This window comes from Pseudoduganella sp. SL102, assembly GCF_027856995.1.
In the GTDB taxonomy this organism is placed as follows: Bacteria; Pseudomonadota; Gammaproteobacteria; order Burkholderiales; family Burkholderiaceae_D; genus Rugamonas; species Rugamonas albidiflava.
Genome location: NZ_CP115554.1, coordinates 4867352 through 4888718, shown reverse-complemented (window position 1 = coordinate 4888718; position 21367 = coordinate 4867352). Strand labels below are relative to the sequence as shown.

18 protein-coding genes are annotated in these 21367 nt (G+C 62.3%); 12 read left to right on the top strand and 6 right to left on the bottom strand.

What is annotated here, in order from left to right:
- Positions 1-806 precede the first annotated feature (806 nt).
- The gene (locus OU994_RS20585; protein WP_281607458.1) at positions 807-1985 is read left to right on the top strand and encodes an ATP-binding protein; all 1179 of its coding nucleotides are present in this window, start codon (positions 807-809) and stop codon (positions 1983-1985) included.
- 20 nt (positions 1986-2005) lie between these two features.
- Positions 2006-2806 carry a putative phage abortive infection protein gene (locus OU994_RS20580; protein WP_281607457.1) on the top strand — a complete coding sequence of 267 codons (801 nt, stop codon included), beginning with the start codon at positions 2006-2008 and terminating at the stop codon, positions 2804-2806.
- 830 nt (positions 2807-3636) lie between these two features.
- On the opposite strand, the gene OU994_RS20575 is transcribed toward OU994_RS20580, so the two are convergent.
- On the bottom strand, positions 3637-3972 hold the full coding sequence (locus OU994_RS20575; protein ID WP_281611770.1) for a hypothetical protein: 336 nt from the start codon (positions 3970-3972) through the stop codon (positions 3637-3639).
- A 268-nt stretch (positions 3973-4240) separates the two neighbouring features.
- The gene (locus OU994_RS31770; protein ID WP_373922474.1) at positions 4241-4534 is read right to left on the bottom strand and encodes a hypothetical protein; all 294 of its coding nucleotides are present in this window, start codon (positions 4532-4534) and stop codon (positions 4241-4243) included.
- Between the two features lie 217 nt (positions 4535-4751).
- Between OU994_RS31770 and OU994_RS20565 the strand changes: the two genes are divergently transcribed.
- The 3 genes from OU994_RS20565 (at position 4752) to OU994_RS20555 (ending at position 9948) form a co-directional block, all read left to right on the top strand.
- Complete coding sequence (locus tag OU994_RS20565; protein ID WP_281611676.1) at positions 4752-5252, top strand: MarR family winged helix-turn-helix transcriptional regulator; 501 nt, start codon at positions 4752-4754, stop codon at positions 5250-5252.
- Between the two features lie 247 nt (positions 5253-5499).
- Complete coding sequence (locus tag OU994_RS20560) at positions 5500-6885, top strand: hypothetical protein (RefSeq protein ID WP_281607456.1); 1386 nt, start codon at positions 5500-5502, stop codon at positions 6883-6885.
- Between the two features lie 303 nt (positions 6886-7188).
- Complete coding sequence (locus OU994_RS20555) at positions 7189-9948, top strand: TonB-dependent receptor (protein ID WP_281607455.1); 2760 nt, start codon at positions 7189-7191, stop codon at positions 9946-9948.
- A 63-nt stretch (positions 9949-10011) separates the two neighbouring features.
- Here the strand turns inward: OU994_RS20555 and OU994_RS20550 are convergent, their stop codons facing one another.
- Positions 10012-10503 (bottom strand): MarR family winged helix-turn-helix transcriptional regulator, encoded by a 492-nt coding sequence (locus tag OU994_RS20550; protein ID WP_281607454.1) that lies wholly within the window; start codon positions 10501-10503, stop codon positions 10012-10014.
- Positions 10504-10863: 360 nt separating this feature from the next.
- Between OU994_RS20550 and OU994_RS20545 the strand changes: the two genes are divergently transcribed.
- Genes OU994_RS20545 through OU994_RS20520 form a run of 6 tightly spaced genes read left to right on the top strand, consistent with a single transcriptional unit; the run spans position 10864 to position 18782 of the window.
- On the top strand, positions 10864-12663 hold the full coding sequence (locus tag OU994_RS20545; RefSeq protein WP_281607453.1) for a CocE/NonD family hydrolase: 1800 nt from the start codon (positions 10864-10866) through the stop codon (positions 12661-12663).
- The gene (locus tag OU994_RS20540; RefSeq protein WP_281607452.1) at positions 12660-13811 is read left to right on the top strand and encodes a CapA family protein; all 1152 of its coding nucleotides are present in this window, start codon (positions 12660-12662) and stop codon (positions 13809-13811) included. Before OU994_RS20545 ends, OU994_RS20540 begins: the two co-directional genes overlap by 4 nt.
- Positions 13808-14941 (top strand): 2-hydroxyacyl-CoA dehydratase family protein, encoded by a 1134-nt coding sequence (locus tag OU994_RS20535; protein ID WP_281607451.1) that lies wholly within the window; start codon positions 13808-13810, stop codon positions 14939-14941. Before OU994_RS20540 ends, OU994_RS20535 begins: the two co-directional genes overlap by 4 nt.
- Complete coding sequence (locus OU994_RS20530; protein WP_281607450.1) at positions 14938-16245, top strand: 2-hydroxyacyl-CoA dehydratase family protein; 1308 nt, start codon at positions 14938-14940, stop codon at positions 16243-16245. Before OU994_RS20535 ends, OU994_RS20530 begins: the two co-directional genes overlap by 4 nt.
- A gap of 8 nt (positions 16246-16253) precedes the next feature.
- Positions 16254-17507: a CaiB/BaiF CoA-transferase family protein gene (locus OU994_RS20525; RefSeq protein ID WP_281607449.1), complete on the top strand. Its 1254-nt coding sequence runs from the start codon at positions 16254-16256 to the stop codon at positions 17505-17507.
- 36 nt (positions 17508-17543) lie between these two features.
- Positions 17544-18782 (top strand): nitrate/nitrite transporter, encoded by a 1239-nt coding sequence (locus OU994_RS20520; protein WP_281607448.1) that lies wholly within the window; start codon positions 17544-17546, stop codon positions 18780-18782.
- A gap of 330 nt (positions 18783-19112) precedes the next feature.
- Here OU994_RS20520 and OU994_RS20515 read toward each other — a convergent pair whose 3' ends face one another.
- Positions 19113-19478, bottom strand: coding sequence for a PilZ domain-containing protein (locus tag OU994_RS20515; RefSeq protein WP_281607447.1), 366 nt, complete (start codon positions 19476-19478; stop codon positions 19113-19115).
- 271 nt (positions 19479-19749) lie between these two features.
- Complete coding sequence (locus OU994_RS20510) at positions 19750-20304, bottom strand: XRE family transcriptional regulator (RefSeq protein ID WP_281607446.1); 555 nt, start codon at positions 20302-20304, stop codon at positions 19750-19752.
- An 82-nt stretch (positions 20305-20386) separates the two neighbouring features.
- On the opposite strand from OU994_RS20510, the gene OU994_RS20505 reads away from it, so the two are divergent.
- Positions 20387-20830, top strand: coding sequence for a GNAT family N-acetyltransferase (locus OU994_RS20505; RefSeq protein ID WP_281607445.1), 444 nt, complete (start codon positions 20387-20389; stop codon positions 20828-20830).
- A gap of 72 nt (positions 20831-20902) precedes the next feature.
- Here the strand turns inward: OU994_RS20505 and OU994_RS20500 are convergent, their stop codons facing one another.
- Positions 20903-21316: a hypothetical protein gene (locus OU994_RS20500; protein ID WP_281607444.1), complete on the bottom strand. Its 414-nt coding sequence runs from the start codon at positions 21314-21316 to the stop codon at positions 20903-20905.
- Positions 21317-21367 lie beyond the last annotated feature (51 nt).

Here is a 21367-nt window from a genome sequence, read left to right as displayed (position 1 = left end):
ATCAGCTGATCAGAATTGCTCGACGCGCTGGTAGCCGGTAGGCGTGTGCGGGGCTTCTGCGTATTCAGGTGCTTTCCTGGCGCCGCATTCGGCTTATTCGTGTCGTCGTCCTGCTGCGCATGCTGCTGCTCTCTCGCACAAAGGTGGGGCCAAAGCTCGTCGCCAGTCAGCGGAGATACCCAGTTTGAGGGAATCTTCTTGATTAGGTTCTCTGAATTCTCCGACGATTACAACCAAGCTAGCGGTATTTCAGTTGAAGAAAGCTCTTCCTTTAATGCGAGCGAGATTCCCCCTGCGTGATTTCCAATCATCGCTACACGTTAAGCCGGCGAGGATGTGGGCTGATTGTTGACGCCTTATGGCCGTGCTGTGGTCACGCTGTGGCCTTTTGTGGTCGGAGTGTGGCCGCATTCGTGGTCGTCTGTGGACGGTTCGTGGTCGTCATCCGCCACTGCCGTGGTCGACTTTGCAAGAAACTCTGAAAATTTTGCTCGTGGGCATCAATCTTCCAAGGAAAATTGCTCTTCGGTATCTGCGGGGAGGGCCCGCGACCCCAAGAGTGGTCTCGCACATCACGCAAGCTGCGGTTGGCCTAGGTGGGCAGTCGCGCATAGAAACGGCCGTCGGAGGCTTTGCAATCTCTACAACAAATAGCGAGGCATAGGCAAAACTTCCAGATCAGAGTGCGAGAATGCGGAAGCAGTGCACCGCAAGTGCTCATTCAGGTTGCTTCGAATAAATTAAGTTGCTTGTGTTAAAATTATATGTTCTAATTAAATAATATTTATATTCCGCAGGGGGCTGGAATGGCGCTAAGAAAAGCAATCAGTGATGTTTTTACTCCACGAAATTCAGAAATTAACGAGGCAATGTATGTCCAGCGGCCGGCACTGGAAAGGGAATTAAGCCGTTCGCTAACGAAGAATACGCATACACTGATTTTCGGAGAAAGTGGTAACGGGAAATCGTGGCTTTACAAAAAGGTATTAAGCCAACTCGGAATACCCTACATTGTTGCAAATTGCGCAAATGCGGCTAGAAAAGATTCGTTGACCGAGGAAATTTGTGACTCGATCTACGAGTATTGCACGGGCGGCGCCGCTGGCAGTCGAGATCTGGTTGAATCAGAAGTACTGCTATCAGCGTTTCGCGAGTTTCGGAAGAATAGCGATCTGAAAAAAATTATAGTTCTTGATAACCTTGAGTCTATTTTTTCGAAGCCCGCGTTAATGGAGGAGTTGGCAAATGTTGTGATACTTTTAGATGACGTCAAGTATGCGCAAAACAATGTCAATTTTCTAATTGTTGGGGTGCCGAATGGAGTATTGGATTATTATACAAAAACAGACCATTTAGATTCAGTTGCAAATCGTATTGAAGAGTTGACGAAGATTAGCGGACTTACAGCCGGACAGGTGGCAGAATTCATTAGTCGGGGATTTGCGCAGCTCGGAGTATCACTAGAAGAAAGTCAAAGGAATCGAATATCTGCCCATACGTATCGGGTGACCTTGGGAATTCCGCAACGGGTACACGAATACTGCGAAGCACTTGCATACAAAATAGAAGATAACAGTTGGTTGTATCATGAGGATCTGTTACCCGGAGCCGACCAAGATTGGCTTATGAAAGGGCTTCGTAAGTCCTATTCAGTCATTCAATTTCATCTGAACAGCCGAGACACGACAGTTGCCAGGAGGAATCAGGTATTATATGTAGTTGGGAAGCTTACTAGAGCGCAGTTTGACTCGGGAGTGATTGACGACTTGATCAGGAGGGAGTTCCCCGATACGGTTCCGCAAACCAACATGGGAATCGGTACGATTCTTGGGGAGTTGTCGACAGGTGATAACCCGGTTTTGTGCAGAACTGAAAAAGGAAAAGACTATTATGTTAAAGATCCGCGATACATAATGTGTATACGAATGATGTTATATAAGGATCCTGCCATAAATAAGGTGGGTAAGAGGAACTTCATTTATTAGTGTTGCTGTCTATGAAAAAAATGGATGAGGCGGAAGATCTGCTCAAAAGACTGCGCAGTCTGGCAGCAATTGCGGTCTGTATAGCAGTTTCTTTGGTTGGGATATATCTCTGGATATTTCATCACGGCTTGTCTTCTTCTCATGAGCGGTGGGGGCAATTTGGCGATTTTATCGGGGGGCTACTAAACCCAACACTAAGCTTCCTCGGCCTCTTAGCTCTGTTAGCCACGTTTAGTTTGCAACTAAAGGAATATCGGCTCACGGCTCAGCAAAATGAAGATTCAAAGAAAATAGCTTTGGCACAAGCGAGTCTAACAGCTCAGCAAGCGTTTGAGTCGTCTTTTTATAATTTGTTAGCTCTTCATAATGAACTATTGCAGAGTATTGATCTGCGAACTTCAACTGGCATTGTTAAGGGGCGAGATAGTATTCAACTTTTCCTGAATCGTTTGACCGCTATACGGCAATCGCCGGGGATTGATAAAACCTCGTTTGACGAAGCGTATGAGAAGTTTTACGGGGGTAATGGGCAAGAAGTAGGGCACTATTTTACTTTGCTTTACAATATTTTTAAGTTTCTTGATAATTCCGATATTCCAAATTCCGATTTTTATGCAAAGATTGTACGCGCTCAGCTTTCGAATGCTGAAGTTGCGTTGTTATTCTATAACGGACTGGCTGCTCGAGGGTCAAAGTTTAAAAAATATATAGAGAAGTATTCGCTTTTGAAAAGCTTAAGTAAGGTCTCTGATTCAGATCTGCATCTGATAGAGAGCTACTCTCCTCGCGCATTTGGTGGAGCTTATCCGAATTGGATCTAATACTCGCCATTTAAGTGAGGTCTAGACGTGGCGACCAGGGCCCCCGGTAGGATAGGCCGCTTCCGAAGTGCAAATCATCCATGCATGCCTACCTGCGATACAGCGGACGGCTGAACGGACGGAGACCCAATGCGCCGTTTACTTGCTCGCGGAAATAAGAATGGTAGGGCGCAGGAATGCTTGCCGCCTCGCGGAACAGTTCGAGGGGGCGTGGAGATGGTGACCGTCATTGTTCGTAGTTTGGTCGATATAGATCTGCTGTCGTCGCAACCGATTTGTGTTCGTGAGTCTGACTTCGTTGGCGGCGGAGCAGGCCCGTCGCGGCATGGTTTAACTTGTACTTGCTCAAGCTACGATTTGCCAATCATTTCTTCTGCTAATGGGACGAGTGGGCCTCACTCGTCTAATTCAGATCGAAATGCACGCTACTACCTGTTTGCGTTGCAGTCAGTGGACATCGTCTACCCTGGATGATCTGCTGATAGCCTGACACCTCCCTTTGAGGTATCGTTGCCCTCCCTCAGGTGCAGCTACGCTTGCCTCAGTTCCAGGACGCTTTTTTCGAACCGTTAATCCATACCGTGGAGCGCTCTCGTGACTACTAGAGAAGATCTCGAGTGTGCGAAAACCGCTGCACGAATGCGAGAAGCTTCGACTTGAGATCCATGTTCTTGCATGCCGAGCGCGACAAAAAGCCGATGCCCCTAGGCTGGCGCCACGGCATTGCGCAATCATTGCCGCGGTGTCGTCCGCACTGCGGCATCGGGCACACATAGCCAGCCGGTGTAATTTTCCCGGTAGCGGCTGGCAACACCGTTGAATCGCAGCAGCTAGGTCTTGAAGCGGCCATGCCATCCATTGACACCCTGGATATGGAGCGCGCCGCGTTCCCGAATGGCAGCACGCACATTGATCGCTTCATGCGCGATGCCGGCCCGCTTCGCAAATGCCTCGTACGCCTTGGTGGCATCGCTGACGAGCAGCACATCGGGCGCCAGTACGGGCTTCAGGTGTTTCATCAGCTGGCCAGCAGTGACTGGGCCGCGGCCCGTGACGAAGTCGCAGGCTTGCCGGTTGCGGTCGCGGGCAACGTGGATGCAGTCCAGCTCGCTGCTATTGCCGCGCCGACTTGCCTTGCCGCCGCGCTTGGGTAGCGGGCGATCCAAGTGGCGCGAGCCCTTCTGTGATTCCAGATGATAAGGCGTAGTAGGGGTTCGGCGAGCACCGCTCGTTGCCTATGCAGCGGTGCTCGCTTGCAAGCGAGCACTCCTTCTTCGTCAATCGACGATGCCGGAAAGCTGCGGACGGGGTCCCCGGAACAAGGCCGCGATGGAAACGGTGGCACCATCGAAAGCTGGTCGACTGGGCCACTGCAACGCACCTGGCTGCCGAGCGCACAGGGGGCGACGCGATCAGGCATTGCAGGTATTGCAGCTACTTCTCGCGCAGGCGCAGACGGGCCAGCGGCGTGCCGGTCGAGGCATTGAAGCTGCGCCGGCACACCACGCAGCGATAGCGCTGCAAGCCACTGGCCTGTCCGCAACGGTGGGAGCGCTGGCATCCACAATGTGGACATGGCGGCTTGCCGGCGGCTTCCTCAATCTGGCGATGGCACTGGCCTGGTTGCTCGACGTTGGCCAGAAAGCCCTGCAGCAATGCGACCTGATCTTCTGAAAGCTGTTGCTGCATCAACGCTTCGATCAGTACTCGAACATCCGCCGTGCCCATGTCGCTCCTGATATACATGAAGTATCTCAACGGGAAGTCAGACCGTGATTCCGGCGGGCAGTTCCCCCAATTAGCGCGCACAGCGCCTTAATTAAGGCCTTTTTGTTCCCGCAGTGTCGGCCATCACCCCAATGGATGCGCAAGCCTTGCACTGCCGATACGCGCTTTGTCCGCCAACATTTTTTACCTATAATAGTTTTATTTCAAAACTATGACCATGGCAAAGCGCCCAGACGCCAAACTCGCCGACGCCGTGCAGGAAGCCGCGGGGCAGCCGCTCGATCAGCGCTTGCTGCTGAGTCTGGTGGGCTACAACCTGCGGCGCGCCTACCTGACGATCATCCCGCATTTCGACGAACGGATGGGCAAGCTGCAACTGCGCGCCGTCGATTTCGCCGTGCTCAGCCTGCTGAACGCGAATCCCAACATCACCCAGAAGCGCCTGTCAAAGGCAGTCAATGTGTCGCCACCGAACCTGGCGATCCTGCTTGACCGGCTGGAAACGCGCGGGCTGCTGGTGCGCCAGCGCAATCCGCTCGACAAGCGTTCGCAAACCCTGGTCCTGACTGCCGAGGGCAGCAAGCTATGCGCCAAGGCGGAGAAGACCGTCACCGAACTCGAGCGCAAGGCCACCTCCATGCTCAGTGACGCCGAGCGCGCCCAGCTCGTTGGATTGCTGCAGAAAGTTTTCCTGGAAGCCCCGCCGTCCCCGGATTAGCCAGCGCGCCTTGCCTTCGGCCGCCTGACATGGCCAGCTTCGGGCCTGGCACACCCGTCTCCACCGCCAAGCAGCCATTGTTATGAACAATAACTAACCTGCTTGTACCACATCGTGTATTCGTTATAATATATAAATATTAAATGTGATATGCACTTTGGAGGCCGGGATGATTTTCGAGAAGCCGCTTACGCCGCTGTCGGGCATTCGCATGGCGCGAGCCGTGGTTGGGCGAAGAGAACTCCTGGTGCTCGCTGCCTGCGCCGCGCTGGCCGGCGCCGCGCGCGCCGCCGGTCCTGTTGCGACCACCGAAGGCACGCTGAAGGACGGCACGCCATACCGCTTCGATATGCCCGAGCGCTGGAACGGCGCCGTGCTGGTCGGCCTCGACTATGCCAGCGCCGCGCCGGGCCCCGAGTCCCTGGCGCTGCAGGCCGAAGGCTACGCGACCGCTGGCACCACCCGCACGGTGACAGGCTGGAAGCTGCACCAGGCGGCCGCCAACGCGATCGAGACCCTCGACCTGTTCGAGGCCAGGTACGGCAAGGCCGCCATGCCGATCCAGTTCGGCCAGTCGCAGGGCGGCCACGTCGGGGCGGTGTCGATGCAGGCCTACCCGAAGCGCTGGGCCGGCGCCATGATCCGCTGCGGCGGGCTGTCGGGGGCGGTCGGCCAGTGGCAAGGCAAGCTGGATGGACTGTTCATCGCCAAGGTCTTGCTGGCGCCGGAGTCCGGCCTGCCGGTGACCGGCATCCCGGACGACTGGCAGACCGGCGCCTGGCCCGCATGGACCGCCATGCTGGAAGCGGCCGAGAAGACGCCGGCCGGGCGCGCCCGCATTGCCCTTGCGGCGCGGATCGCGCAGCTGCCCGAATGGTCGGATCCGCGCAAACCGGAACCGGCTGCGGGTGACGACGAGGCGCGCGCGCGCGGCCTGGCCGACAGCCTGGTGCGTGGCCTGCTGCGCCAGGGCATGGGGAGCCGTCACCAGCTCGAGAGGCTGAGCGGCGGCAACGTCAGCGCCAATACCGGCGTCGACTACGGTGCGCTGCTGGCCGCGGCAGACCGCGACGGTCTGGTGCGCCGCATGTACCGCAAGGCGGGGCTGTCGCTCGACCAGGACCTGGCCGCGCTGGAGCGGGCGCCGCGCGTGCGCGCCGATCCGCAGGCCCTGGCCTATGTCGCGACCAGCGTGTTCGACGGCGACCTGGCGATGCCGGTGCTGACCATGAATGCACTTGGCGACGCGATCTCGGTGCCGGCCTCGCAACAGGAGTACCAGCAGGCCGTGCAGCGGGCCGGCAAGGGCGCGCAGCTGCGCCAGACCTATACCCACAGCGCCGGTCATTGCGCCTTCACCCCGGCCGAGGTGGTGGCGGGCGTGCATGCGCTGGTCGGGCGCATCCGCAGCGGCAACTGGCCCGACACGTCGGCGCGCGGCATGACGGCGCTGGCCGGCGCTACCGGGCTGGGCGCATCGCATTTCGTCGACCATGCGCCGGCGCCGTTCCTGCGGCCCTACGACGCGTGCACGCTGCTGGGGACCCTGGAGGCGGCCGGCACTGCGCCGTTCGCCCTTCCCGGACAGGTCCTGCCGCGCTGCATGGCGACGCAACCCATCCGTACAGAATAGCGCTGCGCCTTTGCGCCGCGCGAGGTCCCGGCGACACCGGCGCCGCGCGACGTAGGGGTGCGCGCTCCTGAATTCTTCCTTCCCCTGCCCATCTTCGCGGGCAGGGTCCTCCCGTCCAGGCTTGGCGATTCATCGCGGCAGGACGCCGCCAGCCGATCCTCGTCACGCTCATCCGCTTATAGAACATAACCATTATTGTGTGAACCAAAAAATCTCCGTGAAATCGCAAAAGATATTTGCAATCGAGGGAAATCGTTATAGGATATAAACAATACGATTTATAACCATTATACGGAGACGAACGTGCCCAGCTACCTATCCACCCGTTCCGGCGCTGGAGTGGCCGAATACCGCTGCGCCCGCGGCGCCACGCGCCAACGCATGACGGCGATCGCCTTCGCGGCTACGTGCCTGGCTTGCGGCATTCCCGCAACGGCATTGGCCCAGAGCGCGGCCGACGCATCGGCTGCGCCCGTTCCGCCGTCCGAACCCGCTGCCGCTGCCGCGCCCCAGAAAATACAGGAGGTCGTGGTGACCGGCTCCAGCATCCGCGGCGTGGGCGCGGTCGGTTCGCCCGCGCTCTCGCTGGGCCGGGATGCGATCGCAGCCAGCGGCGCAACCAACAGCAGCGACATCGCCCGTACGTTGCCGCAGGTGATCAGTCTGGGCGCGGACGAGAGCCGTCTGAGTGGCGCCCAGGACGCCTCGGCCAATACCACGCGCACTTCCGGCATCAACCTGCGCGGCATCGGCAACGAAGCCACGCTTCTGCTGGTTAACGGCCGCCGCGTGGCCGCCAGCGGGGTCGTCAAGTCGCTGTCCGATCCGAACCAGATCCCTGCGGCCGCGATCCAGCGCATGGAGGTGGTGCTGGACGGCGCGTCAGCGATCTATGGTTCGGATGCGGTGGCAGGCGTGGTCAACATCATCACCCGCAGCAACACCGATACCGCCGAAACATCGGTGCGCTACGGCCACGCCGACGGCATGAACCACAAGATCTTCAGCCAGACCTTCGGCAAGACCTGGGACGAGGGCAGCGTGTTCGTGGCCTACGAGCACAACGACCGCGGCAGCCTGTCTGCCAGCGCGCGCCCGTTCTTTTCGAACGACCTGCGCCGCTACGGCGGCACCGACCAGCGCTCGACCCAGTCGGCGCCCGGCAACGTGCTCATCGGGACGACCATCTATCCGATCCCGGCTGGCCAGAATGGCGTGAACCTGACCCCGGCCCAGCTGGTGGCCGGCACCGGCAACCGCTTCGACGCCGGCGCCTTCGGCGACTACCTTCCGTCGCAGAAGCGCGATACCGTCTACGGCAATGCGTTCCACCGCTTCAACGACCGCCTCGAAGTGTTCTACGAGGGCCTGTATTCCGAACGCGACTACAACCAGGTGGTGGCTCCGGTCGGCTCCAACCTGACCGTCCCGAGCACCAGCCCGTACTTCGTGCGTCCGGCCGGCGCGCCACCGGCCACCTCGCAGACCGTGGCCTACCGTTTCCTGTTCGACGACGTCGACCTCAACCTGGGCGGCACGGAGAAGAACACCCTGAACACGGTTGGCCTGACCTATTCGTTCGACAACGGCTGGCAGGCCAACAGCTCACTTACCTACGGCCGCACCAAGGGTTTCGTCCACCGCGTGGGCCTGATCAATACGCGCGCACTGGGGGTGGCGATCGCCGACGGCAGCCTCAATCCATTCAGCGCGGTTGCCGGCAGCAATCCCGGGTTCCCTGGCGTGGTGGCCTATCGGGAGCAGAACGCGATCAATACCGAGGCCGCGTTTGCCGTCAAGCTGGACGGCCCACTGTTCACGATTGCCGGCGGCGACGTCCGGCTCGCGGTCGGCACCGAGGCGCGCCACGTCGAGTTCGAGCAGGGCCTGCTGCAGAACGTCACCACTCCTACCCCGACGCCGGCCTTCTCGGAACTCCAGAACAGCAGGCAGGTCAAGTCGGTATACTCCGAGCTGTTCGTGCCGCTGATCGGCAGCGCCAACGCGACCCCCTGGGCCAGGCGCCTCGAACTGTCGCTGGCAGCCCGCTACGAGCGCTATTCGGACTTCGGCAGCACGACCAATCCGAAGGTGGGCGTGCGTTGGGCGGTCAACGACAAGTTCAGCCTGAATACGACCTACGGCACCTCGTTCCGTGCGCCTTCGCTGGTAGACAATCTCGGCTCGCTGTCCAGCCTGTCACTTACCAACATCTTCGTCCAGAACTTTACCGACCCGACCGCGCCGGGTGGCGTGCGGCGCGGCATCCTGGTGAACGGCGGCAATCCCGACCTGAAACCGGAAGAGGCGAAGACCTGGTCCTTCGGCCTCGACATCAAACCCGTGCGCGGCTGGAACCTGACGGCCAGCTACTACAAGATCAACTACACCGACCGCATCGACGTGGTGCCGGGCGCCGTGCTGGCCGAAGAGGCGCTGTTCGCCACCTACATCCAGCGCAACCCGTCGGCCGCCACGGTCAATGCCCTGTATGCCAGCCCGAACCTGCAAAGCCCGCCGGAAGCGCCGGGCAACATCGGCGTCATCGTCGACGGCCGCCGCAGCAACTTGGGCAGCCTGAGGCAGCAGGGGCTGGACCTGGATAGCCGCTACACCTTCAATAACGCGTACGGCAACTGGCTGGTCGGTTTCAACGTCGCCAAGATCCTGAAGCTGGAACGCTCGAACGTGCCAGGCCGCCCGTTCGTGGATGCCGTCGACACTCTCGGCAACCCGATCAGCCTGCGCATGCGCGCCAACCTCGGCTGGAAAACGGGCAACTGGAGTGCCAGCGTGTTCGCGAACTACACCGGCGACTACACCAACACGGCGCTGGTGCCGAACACGCGCGTGCCGAGCCAGACGACCACCGACCTGACGGTGAGCTACGCATTCGACAAGGGCGCGCGCTATGGCCTGGGCGGCGTGATCGTGTCGGCGAATGCCCTGAACGTGTTCGACCGCCAGCCGCCGGTGGTGATCAACGGCCAGAGTGCCTGGGATTCGCAGATTGCTTCCGCCGTGGGCCGCTTCGTGTCGCTGTCGCTCACCAAGAAGTGGTAACAGGGTCGGCATCATGCGGATACCGATCCCGACACTGTTCATGCGCGGCGGGACGATGCGGGATCATTCACACGCCGGCGTGAAGAGCTTCTGGAGAAGCTTGAGCAACTGGGCACGCTCTGCGTCGGAGAGTGCCGCCGTCGCTTCCGCTTCGAGCGCGGCAACGCGTTGCTCGGCCTGCGCGGCCATGCGCGCTCCTTCCCTGGTCAGCACCAGGGTCTGGGAGCGCTTGTCGAGCGGATTACGCTGGCGCACCAGCAGCCCGCGCAGTTCCAGGCGATCGAGCAGGATCGCGAGGTTGGGCGGCGACACATTGATTGCGCCGGACAGGCGCTTCTGCGTGATGTTCGGATTCGCGAGCAGCAGGCTCAGGACGGAGAAGTCGACCGCTCGCAGGTCGAGTTCGCTCATGCGCTCGTGGAACAGCGGCATGATGGCCAGGTACGCGCGGCGACAGTTGTAGCCAACCAGGCTCAACAGCATGTCCTGGTTAAGGGGCTGGTCGGCGGCTTCCTGGACGGCGTCGACGAACTCTTTTTGCTTTTTGGTCGGCATGGGGGCGAAAGTGATTGAAGCCCAGCCCGCTGGGCGTGCTGGTCCTGATTATGTGGGGACAGCATTATATGCAAGAACCGGGTATGGGATGCCGTGCGGGGATGCCTGCGGATTTTCTTGCTTGACTGCGATGGCTGGGTATGGAACCACGCGTCGTGGCGGGCCTCGACATCTACACCGGCGCCCATGGATTTTTGCTTTGCGTTCCGGTCAAAACAATTATACGATATAACCAATATAATCGATAACTAGATTCCGGAGGCATGGCATGACAGGCACTTCCCGCGGCAGCACGAACCATACTCCCGGCTCCTGCGCCAGTCCGATGACGCGCGGCCCGGCGGATCGGAAGGGACAGCCATGAGGAGATCCGGCCTGGCAGTCGTTCTGCTCGCGGTAATGTGCGCGGCCGGCACGGCGTCGCTGGCCGCTGCGGTGTCGGCCCCGCCCACGCCGTCAGGCGCCTTCGGCAAGCCCTTGCCTGCCGCGCAGAACGAGGTCGTGATGAGTTCGATGTACATTCCGATGCCCGACGGGACCCGGATGGCGGCCGACATCTATCGCCCGGCAAAGGATGGCGTGGCCTTGCCCGGCCCGTTCCCGGTGATCTACCACGCCACCGCGGCACGACAGCGCATGAAGGACGCGGATGACCGTTCCGGTGCCGGCGGCTTCAGCCTGCAGATGATCCAGCTCGCCAACCACGGCTATGTCTACATGCAGGTCGAGCGGCGCGGCATTGCAGCTTCCTTTGGCGTACGCCGCGGCTACCACGACCGCAAGGAAGCTGCCGACTCCCAGTACCTGATCAACTGGGCCGCCACCCAGCCCTGGTCGAACGGCAAGGTGGGCGGCTTCGGCTGCTCGAACACCGGCGACGCCGCCATGCATTTCCTGACCATGCCGAGTCCGGCCCTGAAGGCCGTGTTCGCGGGCTGCTTCAACTGGGACAAGTACAGCGGCGGCTTGCGCGGCGGGATCCTGGCCAACTGGGGTACCGGACCGCAAGGCAGCTTCGAGCAGGACATGCGGTCCACGCCAGTCGACGGCGACGGGGACAAGGTCCTGCTGGCCCAGGCCGCGCGCGAACACGCAGCCAACACCGATCTGCTCGACCTGTGGAGCGGGATGCCGTTCCGCGATTCGGTATCACCGCTGACCGGGAGCAGGTTCTGGGAAGAGGGCAGCATCGGCACCCATGTCGACCAGGTGCGGGCGTCGAGGGTCCCGGTCTACGTGCAGGGCGGCTGGAACGACGACTTCCGCGGCCAGGGGCTGATCGTGCTGGAAAACCTGCCGCAGCCGACGAAACTGATCATCGGACCCTGGGGCCACTGCGAAAGCGGGGATTTTTCCATGACCGCCGAGGCGTTGCGCTTTTTCGACTACTGGCTCAAGGATGCCAGGAACGGCATCATGGACGAGCCGCGTATCCACTACACCACCGCGAACGTGCGAGGCGCGCCCGATGGCCACGAATGGCGTACCGCAGAGAAATGGCCGCTGCGCCCCGCGCGCAAGACCCGTCTCTACCTGGGCGCGCCCTCGCGGCTCGCGCCAAACGACCATGCCTTCGGCGCGCGTGCCCCCGGCGCGACGGCTGCTCCGATCACGTTCAAGGTCGACTACGAGCCGCTGCCTTGCCCGCACGGCAACCGCGTCCTGGGACCAACCTGTCCGCAGGACAGCAAGGGCCTGACCTTCACCAGTCCGGTGCTCGAGGCCGACACCGAAGTCACTGGCTTCCCGGTGGCCGACCTGTGGGTATCGGCCACCGCCACGGATGGTCCCCTGTTCGCCTACCTGGAAGACGTGGCCCCGGATGGCGGGATCACCATGGTGAGCGAGGGACGCCTGAAGGCCTCCTTGCGCAAGCTCGGCAAGGCGCCCTACAGGCTGCCGGATGGCATGCTGTGGCCGACCTACCTGGAAGCCGATGCCAGGCCGCTGGTGCCGGGCCGGCCGGTGCGCCTGCAATTCGACCTGATGCCGGTGTCCTACGTATTCCAGGCCGGCCATCGCTACCGCCTGACCCTGACCGGCGCCGACCCGCGCGAGAAACTGCGCGCGGTGCGCGACCCTGCCCCCAGCTGGACCATTTACCGGGACACCGTGCACGCCTCGCACCTGGTGCTGCCCATCGTGAAAGGAAAGCCATGACCAGCCTGATGATGGTCGGGGACCTGGTCCTCGACGAACCGGACCCGGACTTCTTCTTCGAGCCCTCGCGCGCGGTCTTGCTCAGTGCAGACCTGCTGGTCGGCCATGTCGAGACGCCGTACACGCTGCGCGGGACCGAGCTGCAGTCGGACATTCCGGCGGAAGCGGCCGACCCGGGCAAGATCGCCGCGCTGGCGCGGGCCGGCTTCCATGCCGCCAGCCTGGCCGGCAACCACGTTTGCGACCGCGGTGCCGAGGGCATCGAGGACACCATGGCTGCCCTGCGCGGGAACGGCATCGGGTCCTTCGGGGCCGGCCAGAACCTGGTCGAGGCGCGCCAGCCGGCGGTATTGACGCGCAACGGCCTGCGCTTCGGCTTCCTGAGCTACAACTGCGTCGGCCCCAGGGATTCCTGGGCCGGGGCGGGCAAGGCCGGCTGCGCCTACGTGCACGTGCTCTCGCACTACGAGCAGGAAGGCGCCAATCCGGGCGGGCCGCCGCTTACCTATACCTTTGCAACGCCCGCCACGCTGGAGGCGATGCAGGCCGACATCGAGCTTCTTCGCGCCGAGGTCGACGTGCTGGTGGTTGCCCTGCACAAGGGCCTGGTGCATACCCCGGCCCAGCTGGCGATGTACGAGCGGCCGGTGGCGCGCGCCGCCATCGAGGCCGGCGCCGACATCGTGGTCGGTCACCATCCGCACATTGCGCGCGGCATCGAGTTCCACAAGGGCAGGCCGATCTTCCACGGCCTGGGCAATTTCGTCACCGTAACCCGCGCCCTGAATGTCGAGAAGAATGCACACCCGGCGCGCCTGGCCTGGGCCGAGCGCCGCCGCAAGCTGTTCGGCTTCACCCCCGACCCAGAATGCGCGTGCTATCCATTCCACCCGGAATCGCGCAACACCATGATCGCCGACTTCCGGATCGGTGCCGGCGGCCGCGTGAGCGCCGGCTTCCGGCCGGTCTGGATCCGCGGCAGCGGCCAGCCGGAGGTGCTCGGCGACTGCGAGCGTGGCCGTGCGGTGGCTGCCTATGTCGAGAAAATCACCAGAGACGCCGGGATGAAGGCGCAGTTCGCCTGGGACGGCGAGCGCGTCGTAGTCACCGATCCGCGCGCGCAGCCGCAGGAAGGAATGAACGCATGAGCCCCTCCGGACCGCTTGACGCCCTGCGCCGGGCCTATGACGAGCGCCTTGCCGGCGCCACGCGCGCACGCGCAGCCGGCACTCCCGTGGTGGCCTATCTCGGCAATGCTACGCCGGTCGAACTGATCGTCGCAGCCGGCGCCCATCCACTGTTGATGAGCGGCGACCCGCGCGAGGATACCCCGCTGGCCGAGCGCTTCCTGGACGACGACTTCGACGGCGACCTGCGTTCGGTGTACCAGCGCGTCGTCACCGGCCACTACAACCTGGCCGACCTGATCGTCATCCCGCGCAGCTCGAACGGTTATCTCTACCTGTACTACTTCCTGCTGGAGACGCGCCGCATGCTGCCGGAGACCACGTTTCCCGAAGTGGTGCTGTTCGACGTGCTGCACACTCCCTACCTGTCGACCGGGCAGTACGTACTGGGGCGGCTGGCCGCGCTGAAGACCCGGCTGGAGAAGCTGGGCGGGCGCGCCATCGACGCGGCCGGGCTGCGCCAGGCGATCGCCGTCGTCAACGGCAGCCGGGCGGCCCTGCAGGCGCTCAACTCACTGCGCCGCGAGGGCCGGATTGCGGGCGCCGACATGCTGCGCGCCACCGGCGCCGCGGGCTATGCCGGGCCGGCCGCGGCCGCGGCCATGCTGCGCGATGCCTGCGATGAAGCCGCGCGCATGCCGCTGCGCACCGGCATGCGCCTGATGGTCAAGGGAGCGCCGCACGACAATGCCGCGTTCTACGAGCTGGTCGAGTCGCTGAACGCGCATATCGTGGCCGACGACCATGTCAGTGGGGAACGCGGTTTCGAGCACCTGGTGGACGAAGGCATCGAGCCGCTCGCTGCGCTGGCGCAGCACTACCACCTGCACACGCCGGGCATCCGCTCCTTCCCCCAGGCTGCCCAGGATCGGCGCTTCCTGGAGATCGTCGAGCAGGCGCGGGTGGAGGGCGTCGTGTTCTTCCACGACGAGTTCGACGACACCCTCGGCTGGGATTATCCGGAACAGAAACGGCTGCTGGAGGCGCGCGGGATTCCGGCTGTGCTCCTGCAGCGTCAATCCTATCGCGCGCCCGACCGCGCCGCCCAGCAGGCGGCGATCCGGGCGCTGCTCGAAGAGAGGGCGCCATGAGCAACCAACCCAAGCCGCAGGACGGGCGCCTGCGCTCGACGCTGCTCGCGAACGAGCACCAGAAAGAGGACTTCATCGGTTTTCGCAAACGGGTGCTGGAAGGGGGCGAGCCCTACGTGATCTCGGATGCCGTTGCGCCGGCCGAGATCCTGCACACCATGGACATCCCCGTCGTGCCCGTGGTGTGGTACTCGGCGATCGTGGCCGCAAAACAGCTGTCGCCGCACTATTTCTCGGTGATGGACAGGCTGGGCTACCACGAACGCCTGCCGCGCTACACCAGCCTGCCGCTGATGACCACGCTCGATACCGATTCGGGCCTGGCGCCGTATGGCGGCCTGCCCAAGCCGATGCTGTTCCTGAACCGCTTCCGCGACGACTATGGCCAGCGCATCATGGAGAAGTGGTCGCAGGCCTACGGCGGCGTGCCCTGTTTCCCGCTCGAGTCGAGTTCAAGCACCGTCCTGGGCGAGCGCTGGTGGACCCGTTCGCACCGCGACTGGGAAGCCTTGTATGAGACTCATCGCCTCGACTTCCAGGTCGATCAGCTCAACGCCCTGGTGCGCACCGTCGAGACGCTCAGCGGCCGCGGCTTCGATCATGCCGAATTCGTGCGCCAGATGGACCGGATCAACGAGGCTGGCGAGATCGTGGAAGAGGTGCGCGACCTGATCGCCGCCGCCCGTCCGTGCCCGGTGCCGCTGACCGAACAGCTGGCCAACGTCATGGCACCGACCTGGGACCGCGGCAGTGACTGGTCCGTCAGGCACTTGCGCGCCTACCGCGACGAGGTCCGGGAGCGCATCGCTGCCGGTGTCGGTGCCTGCAGCAACGAGCGCATCCGCCTGCTATGGGTCGGCAACGGCCTGTGGTTCAACACGAAGTTCTACCGCGCCTTCGAGGAGAAATACGGCGCCGTCTTCGTCTGGTCGATGTACTCGAACTTCCTGTCCGATGGTTACCGCCGCTACTTCAGCGCTGAGCCGGGCCAGGCAATGCGCGCGCTGGCTTCGCGCCACGTCAGCATGAACGAGCAGTTGCACGTGCCGCCATGGATGGCCGACTGGATCATCGAGCAGGCCCGCATCTACGGCGCCGATGGCGCGGTAATGCTGACCCCGACGCACGACCGGATGGCCTCGTTCGGCAACCGCATGACGAAAGTCGCGCTGGAGGAGGCCGGCATTCCAGTGGTCGAGCTGAAAGCCAACATGGTCGACGCCCGGCTGTGGGACGACGCGGCCATGACCCGCATCGTCGAAGAATTCATCGCCAACCGCATTCAAGCAACCAAGCAGAACTAGGGGACAGCATGCAACAGAATACCGACAACCTTCCGCGCCCGCTCGAGGGCGTCACCGTGCTGGACCTCACCACGGCGCTCGCCGGTCCTTATGCGACCCTGCTGCTGGCCGGCCTGGGCGCGCGCGTGATCAAGGTCGAGAACCCGAGAAATCCGGATTCGGCCCGCACCAACTCGCCCTACCTGGGCCGCGAGGGCATCAAGGTCGCGAAACAGCACGAGGACGACCTGTCGCTCGCCATGCTGGAACGCGGCCGCAACAAGGAAGCCATCACGCTCAACATGAAGCACCCGGAATCGCGTGCGATCTTCTTCGACCTGGTGCGCAAGGCCGATGTGGTGGTGGAGAACTACAGCGCCGGGGTGGCCGACCGCCTGGGAATCGGCTACCGTGCCTGCAGCGAAGTCAATCCGCGGATCGTGTTCACCTCGATCAGCGGCTTCGGGGCCAACGTCAACCCGAAGCAGAACAAGGCGATGGACAACATCGTGCAGGCGATGAGCGGCATGATGCTGGCCTCCGGGAATGAAGGCGATCCACCAGTGCGGGTCGGCGTCCCGTTCGGCGACCTCACCGCGCCCCTGTTCGCCACCATCGGCACCCTGGCCGCGGTGATGCAGGCGCGCGCCAGCGGGCAGGGCCAGCACGTCGACGTCTCGCTGCTGGGCGCCCTGAGCGCCCTGGTGGCGGCCGAGCCCTTCGACATGATGGTCAAGCTGGGCCGACCTACCCGGTCCGGCAACTTCATGGCGCGCCTGGCCCCGTTCGGCGTGTTCCCCACCAGCGACGGCTACATCTCGATCTGCGCGCCGAAGGACGAGTTCGTGGCCGGCCTGTTCCGCGCCATGGGCCGCGAAGAGCTGCTGGCCGACGATCGCTTCGGCGGGCGCGACGCGCGCGTGCGCAACCACGTCGCGCTGCACGACATGATCAGCCAGTGGACCCGCACCATGACGACCGCCCGGGCAGCCGACCTGCTGGCCGATTTCGAGGTGCCGAGCGGCCCGGTGCGCAACCCCGCCGACGCCATGCGCGACCCGAATCTCCTGATGCGCGGCGAGACCACCAAGCTCGAGCACCCGACCTACGGCGCCGTGGAAGACATCGTGGTCGGCGGCCTGCCGATCCGGATGTCGAATTCGTTCACGGGCTTCGACAAGCCGGCGGTGACGCTGGGCGCCAGCAACGAGGCAGTGTATCGGGAATTGCTCGGCTACAGCGAGGAACAGTTCGAGCGGTTGAAGGCTGACGGCGCCATCTGACAAGGCACGATCAAAAACATCCAAGGAGACACGAACATGATGGCAGACAACGCAGGACCGGCACTGGCGCCCCAGAAGCGCTGGGTCATCTACTACCTGGCGACCGTGATCGCGATGATGGCGCTGCAGATGTCCAGCCTGGGCTTCGCGCCGCTGCTGCCGGCGATCCAGCACGATTTCGCGATGAGCTTTTCGGAAATGGGCCTGTTCACCGGCGTGTACGGACTGGTGGCGCTGGTGGTCAGCATCCCGGCCGGCATCCTGGCCAAGCAGTACGGCGAAAAGCGCATCCTGATCATCGGCATGGCGATCCTCGCCACGGGCCTGTTCGGTCTCTCGGTGGCCGAAAGCTTCGGCCAGGGCCTGACCGCGCGCGCCCTGTGGATCTTCGGCTATCGCCTGGCCTTCGTGTGCGTGATGACGGCCATTGCCCTGACCGCGCCCCCGCACCTGAAAGGACGCGCGATGGGCGTGCTGGGTGCCTGCTCGGCCCTGGCCACGGTGCTCGGTGCGCCGTTCTGCGCCAGCCTGGCTGAAGCCTGGGGCTGGCGTGAAGCCGTGATGGGCTTCGGCGGCATGACCATCGCTGGCCTGGTCGTGTTTTCGATGTTTTACCAGCAGCGCCCGGAAGTGATCCAGAAAGGCGGCCCGAAAGGGCAGGGCGCCTTCTCCGCTTTCAGATACCCGATCGTGTGGACGATTCCACTCCTCGGCCTGACCAATGCAGGCGGTTTCGCCGCCACCTTCTTCCTGCCGTCGGTGCTGAAAGCCGACTTCGGGCTCGGCGCATCGGATGCCGCGGCCGTGATCAGCATGTCCTACATCCTGGCCATCGTCCTGAACCCGCTGAGCGGCTACCTGGCCGACCGCTTCAACCGCTGGAACGTCCTGGCCGGCATGATGATCCTGATGATCCCGGCCTGTCTCGCGATGACCTCGCATAACCTGCTGGTGTTCGAGGTCGCCTCCGCCTTGCTGATCTCGCTGGGCCTGGCCTCGACCAACCAGCTCTACCCGACCATTTCGGAACTGATGCGCGGCCGAGACGTGGGCCCGCTGATGGGGATCACCGCACTCGGTGGCGGTATCTTCGGCTTTCTCGGGCCACAGGCGCTGGGCTGGCTGCGCGACTGGTCGGGCGGCTTTCACGCCGGCTGGTACGCGCTGACCGGAGCGGCGATATTCTCCGCGCTGCTGATCCTGTTCCTGAAGGGCTACGCGGAGCGCCAGAACGCGCGCCTTGCGGCGGGGTTGAAGGCGGCAGCGGCGTCTTGAGGGCGAGCGGGCCAGCATGCGAATTCATGCAATCTTGCCGCACTGTCCGCAGTACCACAGCGGATCGCTCGCTCAAGAACACGCTGCCCGTAACTTTACCCAGTCCTCAGCTAACCTCTCCAACGCGAAATTCGCAATCTCCCGTACGCGTGGCGTGAGATGCAAAGCATGCGGATACACCACGCTGTGGGGCACAATCGTCAACGTCCTCTCGAGCGGCAGATCGGCTGACGAGCCGTAATGAGAATCCAGAGCGCATAATCGGACCGACTCAGCAGTCATGGCAATTCCGATTCGGTATGTCGACCGGACGCAATGGGGAACGCCATGCTATCGAACCTGGCCAATATGCGGCTCCGCCCGGGTCACATACTCGACGATCCGGTCAACACAATCCTGCGTCATGGCGTGGATCCGGGCGCCGTAGTGATAGCGACCCTCGGTGCCTATGGCGCGCCGGTAGACGATGACAATCTCGACCTTGTCGTGGATGTCACTGTCGGGAAAGCGAAAGTCCAGCACATAGTGGCGTGCTTCCGGCAGTATTTCAGATGTGACGAATCCAACCCCCATGCGCGCAATATCGATCAGCTGGGCACGCCAGACGTGCGGGCTCGCGTTGTCGCTGAGCGAGGCTTCTACTTTTAGCAACCTGCGCACGTGCGCGCGGCGCTGGTTCGAGATCGGTTCCGGCAAGGGATAGTTTTCAGTGATTAATCGGTACGTGGAGAATATCCCAGCCAGGACCGAAAGATAAGATTGGCAGCGCGTTTGTGCGAGCACAGTGCGCCTCAACGGCCGAAGGCGCCACGCGACAGCATGAGTCCCAGGCGGGGTCGCCGTGGTCGAGGTGCTGGCGTGTCCGGCGGTCTGCTGCAAGGTGTTCCGCTGCACGCCCGGGACATGACGGAAGCTCGGGATAGTCGAGTGGAATGATGGGGCAGGCTGGATGCCCAGGCAGCCGAAGTCACGCTTGCCGCTTGATGACCAGATAGCGTGCCACCGATTGCCCGTGATTTGAAAAGACGTGGACCTGATCGGCGCTGAACCGCGCAACATCGCCCGGATGAAGGCTCGATTGAATTTGTCCGGCCTGCAGGGTCAGGACGCCTTCGAGCATCAGCACCTGCTCTTCGTGCAGGTCGCCTGGCAATCCTCCGAACTCGACAACGGCCCCCACGGGTAGCTCGATCGCGACGATCTCCACCTCCGCGTCGCCGCCGGAAACCAGGCGCCGCATATAGCGCGTCTGCGGATCCAGCCATACGTCCTGGTCATGCATCCGCCGAACCGATGGCGACGCCACCCCTCGTTCACTCATCAGCGATGTCAAGGTGAGGTTCATGGCGCCGGTGAGCCGGGCGAGCAGGACCGCAGTTGGACTGGTCTGGTTACGTTCGATTTTCGAGATCATCGCGCGGCTCACGGCCGATTCGGCGGCCAGGCGCTCAAGCGTCCATCCCCGAGCCAGGCGCTCTTCGCGCAGGCGTTTGGCGATGACGCCGTCCAGGTCATTAGACATTCTTCCACCATAGTGGATTCTACTATAGTAGAATCATGTTGCTCAATTTGACAACGGTCTGCGGACCACTGCCCCTTTTGCCATGAACATTTCCTTCGAATCGCCCCGACAGGCGGAAATTGTAACCCTCATCACCTTGCTCGATGAATATCAAGTGCCGCTGTATCCGGCCGAAAGCCATCACGGCATCGACATGGAGGCACTATGCCAGCCGAATGTCCTGTTCGCCGTAGCACGTGACGGGACGGGGAAGGCGCTGGCGTGCGGCGCACTCGTGCTGAGCAGCGAGTACGGCGAAGTGAAAAGGATGTTCACCTTGCCCGACCAACGCGGACTGGGCCTGGCCCGGGGCGTGCTGACACTGCTCGAGGAAGAAGGCCGGCGGCGCGGGTGTGCCCGGTTCATGCTGGAAACCGGTTATCTGCAGCCGGAAGCGATTGCCTTTTACGAACGGTGCGGGTACCGGAAGCGCGGACCGTTCGGCGATTACAGCGAAGATCCCAACAGTATTTTCATGCAGAAGTAGCGAGCTGCATGGTTTGCAGGGAGTGGGAGAATGGAGACGTAGTTTGCGTAACCAGGGTGCGTCGCGGGCGGGCTACCTGATCAGGTCGAGCGAGTGCGTCCCACCCCAGCTCAACAAGGTAAGGACGGCGATGATGGCGACAGGTTTAGCCCATGACGCAGCCTCCTTCCCGATCGCGTGGAGGCGCGGTGACGAGTTTTCGGCGGCCGTGCTGGATGCACGGTGGCGCGAGACGAAATAGATGTTCAGGCCGATGATCGGGATGATCAGCAGCAGCGTCACGGCGGAGCAGAAAAGAATCACGTTCTTTTCCTGGACACTGATATCGCCCACCGCATTGATCAGCTGGACGGTGTAGCCGATCAGCATGGCCAGCATGGCATACGCGCACACACGCGTGACCGGTTTCACGTAATCGGGTGTTCTTGGGTGTTCCACATGCGCCGGAGTGGCCGCCATGCCGTACACAGTGTTCATGTCTTTCATCAGGTCTGCCTTTTGAGATCAAAATGGCGAACTGCCGGGTTTCGCCAAGTA

Bases quoted from the DNA above. Each gene is read 5' to 3' on its own strand.
- OU994_RS31770 (WP_373922474.1), bottom strand. From the start codon at position 4,534: ATGGGCACGGCGGATGTTCGAGTACTGATCGAAGCGTTGATGCAGCAA.
- OU994_RS20540 (WP_281607452.1), top strand. From the start codon at position 12,660: ATGACCAGCCTGATGATGGTCGGGGACCTGGTCCTCGACGAACCGGAC.
- OU994_RS20545 (WP_281607453.1), top strand. From the start codon at position 10,864: ATGAGGAGATCCGGCCTGGCAGTCGTTCTGCTCGCGGTAATGTGCGCG.
- OU994_RS20535 (WP_281607451.1), top strand. From the start codon at position 13,808: ATGAGCCCCTCCGGACCGCTTGACGCCCTGCGCCGGGCCTATGACGAG.
- OU994_RS20500 (WP_281607444.1), bottom strand. From the start codon at position 21,316: ATGAAAGACATGAACACTGTGTACGGCATGGCGGCCACTCCGGCGCAT.
- OU994_RS20585 (WP_281607458.1), top strand. From the start codon at position 807: ATGGCGCTAAGAAAAGCAATCAGTGATGTTTTTACTCCACGAAATTCA.
- OU994_RS20565 (WP_281611676.1), top strand. From the start codon at position 4,752: ATGGCAAAGCGCCCAGACGCCAAACTCGCCGACGCCGTGCAGGAAGCC.
- OU994_RS20505 (WP_281607445.1), top strand. From the start codon at position 20,387: ATGAACATTTCCTTCGAATCGCCCCGACAGGCGGAAATTGTAACCCTC.
- OU994_RS20510 (WP_281607446.1), bottom strand. From the start codon at position 20,304: ATGTCTAATGACCTGGACGGCGTCATCGCCAAACGCCTGCGCGAAGAG.
- OU994_RS20530 (WP_281607450.1), top strand. From the start codon at position 14,938: ATGAGCAACCAACCCAAGCCGCAGGACGGGCGCCTGCGCTCGACGCTG.
- OU994_RS20525 (WP_281607449.1), top strand. From the start codon at position 16,254: ATGCAACAGAATACCGACAACCTTCCGCGCCCGCTCGAGGGCGTCACC.
- OU994_RS20520 (WP_281607448.1), top strand. From the start codon at position 17,544: ATGATGGCAGACAACGCAGGACCGGCACTGGCGCCCCAGAAGCGCTGG.
- OU994_RS20550 (WP_281607454.1), bottom strand. From the start codon at position 10,503: ATGCCGACCAAAAAGCAAAAAGAGTTCGTCGACGCCGTCCAGGAAGCC.
- OU994_RS20580 (WP_281607457.1), top strand. From the start codon at position 2,006: ATGGATGAGGCGGAAGATCTGCTCAAAAGACTGCGCAGTCTGGCAGCA.